This is a genomic window from Dyella sp. EPa41 (genome assembly GCF_016586165.1).
GTDB lineage: Bacteria > Pseudomonadota > Gammaproteobacteria > Xanthomonadales > Rhodanobacteraceae > Dyella.
Genome location: NZ_BCPR01000130.1, coordinates 1 through 5,916, shown reverse-complemented (window position 1 = coordinate 5,916; position 5,916 = coordinate 1). Strand labels below are relative to the sequence as shown.

The window sequence follows — 5,916 nt, the reverse complement described above, 5'->3', positions numbered from 1 at the left end:
GGAGGGGGAAACCTGGTGTGGCGCCTTGTTCCTGAATCGTCACGGTTTTTCCGTTAGACTGGCTTTTCCGCCCGCTCTCGGGCAGAGCCTATAAGAGTAATGAACGAGGACCCTGGCAGTACCAGCGGCCCGGCCCACCGCAAGTGGTGGGATCGACTGGGCCATTTGTTTTCCGGCGAGCCGCGCAACCGCAAGGAGCTCATCGAAGAGCTGCGCACCGCCCAGGCCAATGGCCTGATGTCCAACGACACCCTGACCATGGTCGAGGGTGCGATCAAGGTTACCGAGCTGAGCGTGGACGACGTCATGGTCCCGCGCGCCCAGATCGTGATGGTGTCGGCCGAAGCGCCGCTGCGCGAGATCCTCGAGATCGTGGTCGAATCCGGACACTCCCGGTTCCCGGTGCACGGCGAGGACAAGGACGAGATCCTTGGCATCCTGCTGGCCAAGGACCTGCTGAAGTTCGTCGGCGACGGCGACCATTTCGACGTCCGCACCGTGCTGCGCCCCGCCGTACTGATCCCCGAATCGATGCGCCTCAACGTGCTGCTGGCGGAATTTCGCCACACGCGCAACCACATGGCGCTGGTGGTGGACGAATACGGCGGCGTCGCCGGCCTCATCACCATCGAGGACGTGCTCGAACAGATCGTCGGCGAGATCGACGACGAGCACGACGACGAGGAAGAGCCCACCCTGATGCACGAGCAGACCGGCGGCGGCTGGGTCGTCAGCGCGCTCACGCCAATCGCCGACTTCAACGAACAGACCGGCGCCAACTTCTCCGACGAGGAGTTCGACACGGTCGGCGGCATGTGCACCTCCGAGTTCGGCCACCTGCCCGAAGTCGGCGAGGAAATCGCCATCGGCGACTTCCTGTTCCACGTCACCGAGGCGGATGACCGCCGCGTGCAGGCGTTCCGCGTCACCCATCGCCAGGAAGACTGATCTTGCATCGATCAGGCAGGACGCTCATGCCCGCAACCTCGCAGCACCTTGGCCGCCGGCTGGGGGTGTACTTCCTGTTCCTCCTGCTGGGTGCCCTCGCCTGGGCGCCGCGCGCGCACGCGGGCATTGCCAACGCGCCCGGCGCCAATCTCGAAGTCTCGCTGATCACTTACGGGCCGGGCGACACCTATTGGGAGCGTTTCGGCCACGACGCCATCGAACTACGCGACGTCGCCAGCGGCGAGGCGTTCACCTTCAACTACGGCGTGTTCGATTTCGACGAGGCCGGGTTCCTGCTGCATTTCGCACGCGGACGCATGCATTACCTGATGGATGCCGCGCCCAGTGAAGTCGACCAGCATTACTACATGGACGTTGGCCGCTCGGTTACCCGTCAACGACTGGCCTTCACCGCCGCACAAGCCGCCGACCTGCGCGATTTCCTGCTGTGGAACCTGCGCCCGGAAAACGCGCGCTACGACTACGACTACTACGCCAACAACTGCGCCACGCGCGTGCGCGATGCGCTGGACAAGGCGCTCGGCGGCACCCTGAAAAAACAGCTGGAAGCACGCGCCGCCCGCATGACCTACCGTCAGCAGACCGCGCGCCTGATGAGCCAGCAGGCGTGGCTGATGCTGATCCTGGACCTTGGCCTTGGCCCCTATGCGGACCAGCCGCTCAACGCCTGGCAAGAGAGCTTCCTGCCGATGGTGTTGCAGGAAGACATCCGCAACGTGTCCGTGATGAATGCCGACGGCGCAAAGCAGGCACTCGTACAGGACGAGCAACTCACCTCCCCCAACCGCCTGACGCCACCGCCTGCCGAGGCACCGGACCTGCGCGTGCCACTGGCGCTGGCCGGACTGGTTTTCGCCATGGCGCTCGTCGCCACCCGCCGGCTTGCACCGACCGTCTACGCGCTCCTCGCCACGTTGTACCTGGTGTTGGCCGGACTGGTCGGCACCGCCCTGCTCATCCTCTGGACCTTGACCACCCATCACTCGGCCTGGGCCAACGCCAACCTGCTGCTGTTCAATCCGCTGGCTCTCTTGCTGGTGGGCGCGGTATGGCAGTCCCGTCGCGGACGCGTCACCTCGCGCATGGCCAACATACTGATAGCGCTCCAGCTGCTGGCCGTGCTCGCCGCCTGGCTGCTGCACCTGTTGCCGGGCGTCGTCCAGCAGAACCAGCCCTGGCTGTTGTTTGCGCTACCCGTATGGCTCGGGGTGGCATGGATCACTCGCCAACCGCAACAGCCGCTCCCTTTCGTGCCCTGAGCTTGAGCTCACCCTAAAGCCCGAGCCGCTCGGCCATCGCGGGCCACAGCGAGGCGGCAAAGCTGGCGGTCAGGTGTTGATTGTCCCGGAAGACAATCTGGCCGTTGCGCTCCGCGAGGCAGTGCCGCCTTGGACAAATCTCTTCGTTCATGTCGATGGTCTGCACATTAGGGAAACGTTTAGCGGCTTGCTTCAGCCATTGGTAAACTTGCCGATCGCGCGCATCATCGAACACCGTTTCACAACCCCGCGCAGCACTCAGCCATTTCGGTCGACCAGCGTGCGAAGCAAGGCAGCTTGGGCCATCGAAGTCCAGGTGTGGCGTGCTGCGAAGGAAATAGATCCTTCCCACCCCGCCCCCTAACGCGCCCAGCGTACGGGCCGTACCCTCGATCCACTGTGCCTGCGAGAACGACTGGGTTCCACCGAGGCCCATGCTGAGCACGATAACATCGGGGTGCATCGACGCCACTTGCTCGACCGCGCGATGCCGCCACCTTTCGCACTCACTGAATTCGCGGCCGATTCGTGCGTAAAAATAGGGTTCGTCGACCATCGGACAGGAGGATTTGGTCAAAACGATCACGCGCCAACCCGGATTCGTCGTCACCTGCGAAAATGCAGGAAACCACTGCCCAGCAACGCTATCCCCCATCAACACGAGTGTATGCGAAGCATCTTTGGGGCCATAACCGCAAAGTAGCACCCGGTCGCTGTGGTACCAGTCGTCGCAACCCTGGCTATAAATCGAGGGCGCATCAAGGCGTGCGCGGGCGTACCGCTGCATGGCAGGGCCCTGGCTGCCTTCTGCAGCCACGCCGAACCAATGCATGGACAGCAGACAAACCATCACCGTGATGCCAAGGGCCCCGTACAAAGCAATACGGCGATGCGAGAGCCAGAACCCCTGATGGCGAACCGGCGCTTCGATGAGCCGGTAAGAGGCTGCAGCAAAGCCTAGCGACACAAGCACTTCAGCGACCCGCGTCCACGGATCATGACTTCCTGTTACCACGTGGCCAAGGACAAGAACGGGCCAGTGCCACAAATACCATGAATAGGAAATGCGTCCGATGACCTGCAGCCACGGTAGCGAAAGCACACATGACACGCCACGCCTGCTGTCGGTCCACCCTGAGGCGATAATGGCCGTCGCACCGAAGACCGGAAGCAGGGCCCGCCATCCAGGATAAGACGTTTGTCCGCCATAGCTTACCGCTGCAACCACAATCAACGCGAAGCCAACCCAACCCAACCAGTGCGTCGCAATCGCGTTGACAGCGCCTGCTTTTGCGGTCGCGCGAGCAGCTCCATTTCCGAAGTAGAGCCAGATCAGAGCCCCGGCGGCGAACTCCCACGCACGTAACGGCATCATGTAAAAAGCGAACTGGGGAGACCGCGGCGTCACGAACATGCACGCGCCCAGGCTGAGTACAAAAATACTTAGCATGACGTATTTCAGCCGGGCGACGGGGAGTTCTCCGCGTCGTCGACCGAGCGACCACAGAAGTAGCACGGGCCACACCAGGTAAAACTGCTCCTCCACACCGAGCGACCACGTGTGCAAGAACAGGTTGCTGTCTGCGCCCTGCGCGAAGTAATCCATTCGCATCAGCGCGAAAGACACGTTGCTCAACCAGAGGGCGGCCATGGCTGCTGTATCAGCTTGCGACAACTGCTCGCTAGGCCCAAGCAGGAGCATTGCACCTACCGACGCGACCACGACCATGAAGATCAATGCCGGCATAAGGCGCCGAAGGCGCCGGAGATAGAAACCCGTAAAGTCTATCCGAGCGGTTTCCTTGAGCTCACGCAACAGCAAGCCTGTGATCAGGAATCCGGACAGGACGAAGAATACGTCCACTCCGACAAATCCGCCGGAGAGCCAAGGGATGCCGGCATGCGCCCCGATGACAAGCAGTATGGCGACCGCCCGCAGGCCTTCGATATCACCGCGATAGCCGAGCCGATACTCTTCAGATTTCATGAAAACGTCATCCCCTGCCCCGTCCAATGACCAATAGTACCGACAGGATGACGTTTTCCACCAAGGGCCGTTCGCACTTTTCAATTGCGCCGAAGCTTAAGCCGAGGCCATCATGAGCACCATGACTTCACCCCACACCGTCTCCGCAGCACCCCCGGCTCCATCGGGGCCCATGGTCGTCAATTGCGTCGCCTATCATTCCGACGGCCGGCGTATTGGCGATGTCAGCATTGACGACATCAGCGAGGTGCTCAAACAGCCCGACACGTTCGTGTGGGTGGGCCTGCACGAGCCGGACGCCGCGTTACTCGACAAGATCCAGGAAGAATTCGACCTGCACGATCTTGCGATCGAGGACGCGCAACACGCCCACCAGCGCACCAAGATCGAAACCTACGGCGACTCGCTGTTCATCGTGGTGCAGACCGCGCAACTGGTAAGCGGCCATATCGCCTTCGGCGAGACACACATCTTCCTGGGCGCACGCTACCTGGTCACCGTGCGTCACGGCGCGTCGCTGTCGTACGCACCCGCCCGCCGCAATTGCGAGCATTCACCGGAACTGCTGGCGCTCGGGCCCAGTTATGGGCTTTACGGCGTACTCGACTTCATCGTCGACAACCTGCTGCCGATCGTGCGCGACTTTCGAGAGGAACTGCAGGAGCTGGAGAAGGACATCTTCGCCGACACCTTCAACCGCAGCACCATCCGGCGCCTGTACGACATGCAGCGCGACCTGATGACGCTGCGCCTGGCCGCTGCGCCGCTGCAGGACATCATCAGCCAGCTGGTGCGGCTGCATCCGCAGCTGATTCCAGACGAATTGCGCGCCTACTTCCGCGACGTGTATGACCACGTGTTCCGCGTCAACGAATCGATCAGCGCAATGCGCGAAATGCTGGCCGCGGCCATCAACGTGAATCTCTCGCTGGTGACATTCGGGCAGAACGAAGTCATGAAGCGACTGGCGGGCTACGCCGCCATGCTTGCAGCCCCAACACTGATCACCAGTTGGTACGGCATGAACTTCGCGCACATGCCTGAACTCAACAAGCCGTGGGCTTATCCGTTGATCATCGCCACCGTTGCCGCCTTGGTAGGCAGCATCTATTTCTTCCTCAAGCGGTCGAAGTGGCTCTGACGGTTTAACCCCCTCCCAACCTCCCCCTGCAAGCAGGGGGAGGGGTCATGGACTTGAAGGCCGTCGCCACTCTCCCTGCCTATAGTCACCCCATCTCCCTGCCTATAGAGGAAGAGCCACGAACTCGCAGCTGTTGCTCCCTCCCCTGCTTGCAGGGGAGGGTTGGGGAGGGGTTGCTCTTCTAACCTGCAACCAGATGCCGAAGAATCTCCTCCAGCACCGCATCCGTCCTCAGCAATACATCGTCATTCCAGAATCGCAGGACGCGATACCCCGCTGCCTCGATCACGCGAGTCCGCCTCGCATCATAGGCCTGGGCCTCCAGATGCTGCCCGCCATCCAGCTCCACCACCAGGCGCGCCGGCACGCAAATGAAATCCACGATATAGACACCGATGGGGAACTGGCGGCGGAATTTGCAGCCGGCGAGCTGCTCACGGCGTAGATAGCGCCACAACCGGCGCTCGGCGTCGGTGGCATCGTTGCGAAGCTGACGGGCGCGTATCCATTCGAGCTTCATGGGTCGGTTCCGATTCTGTTAGAAGCGAAGAGCTTTACCC

Annotated in this window: 5 protein-coding genes; 3 read left to right on the top strand and 2 right to left on the bottom strand. The window is 61.9% G+C overall.

Features of this window, described 5'->3' with window-relative positions; all coding sequences use genetic code 11:
* The first annotated feature begins 99 nt into the window (after positions 1-99).
* The gene (locus JMF82_RS21465) at positions 100-948 is read left to right on the top strand and encodes a transporter associated domain-containing protein (protein ID WP_201316563.1); all 849 of its coding nucleotides are present in this window, start codon (positions 100-102) and stop codon (positions 946-948) included.
* Positions 949-974: 26 nt separating this feature from the next.
* Positions 975-2,228 (top strand): DUF4105 domain-containing protein, encoded by a 1,254-nt coding sequence (locus JMF82_RS21460; protein ID WP_201316562.1) that lies wholly within the window; start codon positions 975-977, stop codon positions 2,226-2,228.
* A 13-nt stretch (positions 2,229-2,241) separates the two neighbouring features.
* On the opposite strand, the gene JMF82_RS21455 is transcribed toward JMF82_RS21460, so the two are convergent.
* Complete coding sequence (locus JMF82_RS21455) at positions 2,242-4,215, bottom strand: acyltransferase family protein (protein WP_201316561.1); 1,974 nt, start codon at positions 4,213-4,215, stop codon at positions 2,242-2,244.
* A gap of 112 nt (positions 4,216-4,327) precedes the next feature.
* On the opposite strand from JMF82_RS21455, the gene corA reads away from it, so the two are divergent.
* A complete protein-coding gene (gene corA, locus JMF82_RS21450; protein WP_201316560.1) occupies positions 4,328-5,356 on the top strand; it encodes a magnesium/cobalt transporter CorA in 1,029 nt (342 codons plus the stop codon).
* A gap of 181 nt (positions 5,357-5,537) precedes the next feature.
* Here the strand turns inward: corA and JMF82_RS21445 are convergent, their stop codons facing one another.
* Positions 5,538-5,876, bottom strand: coding sequence for a DUF559 domain-containing protein (locus JMF82_RS21445; protein ID WP_201316559.1), 339 nt, complete (start codon positions 5,874-5,876; stop codon positions 5,538-5,540).
* Positions 5,877-5,916: the final 40 nt, after the last annotated feature.

Coding starts and splice junctions, on each gene's coding strand:
- JMF82_RS21465 (WP_201316563.1), top strand. CDS start 100: ATGAACGAGGACCCTGGCAGTACCAGCGGCCCGGCCCACCGCAAGTGG.
- JMF82_RS21460 (WP_201316562.1), top strand. CDS start 975: ATGCCCGCAACCTCGCAGCACCTTGGCCGCCGGCTGGGGGTGTACTTC.
- JMF82_RS21455 (WP_201316561.1), bottom strand. CDS start 4,215: ATGAAATCTGAAGAGTATCGGCTCGGCTATCGCGGTGATATCGAAGGC.
- corA (WP_201316560.1), top strand. CDS start 4,328: ATGAGCACCATGACTTCACCCCACACCGTCTCCGCAGCACCCCCGGCT.
- JMF82_RS21445 (WP_201316559.1), bottom strand. CDS start 5,876: ATGAAGCTCGAATGGATACGCGCCCGTCAGCTTCGCAACGATGCCACC.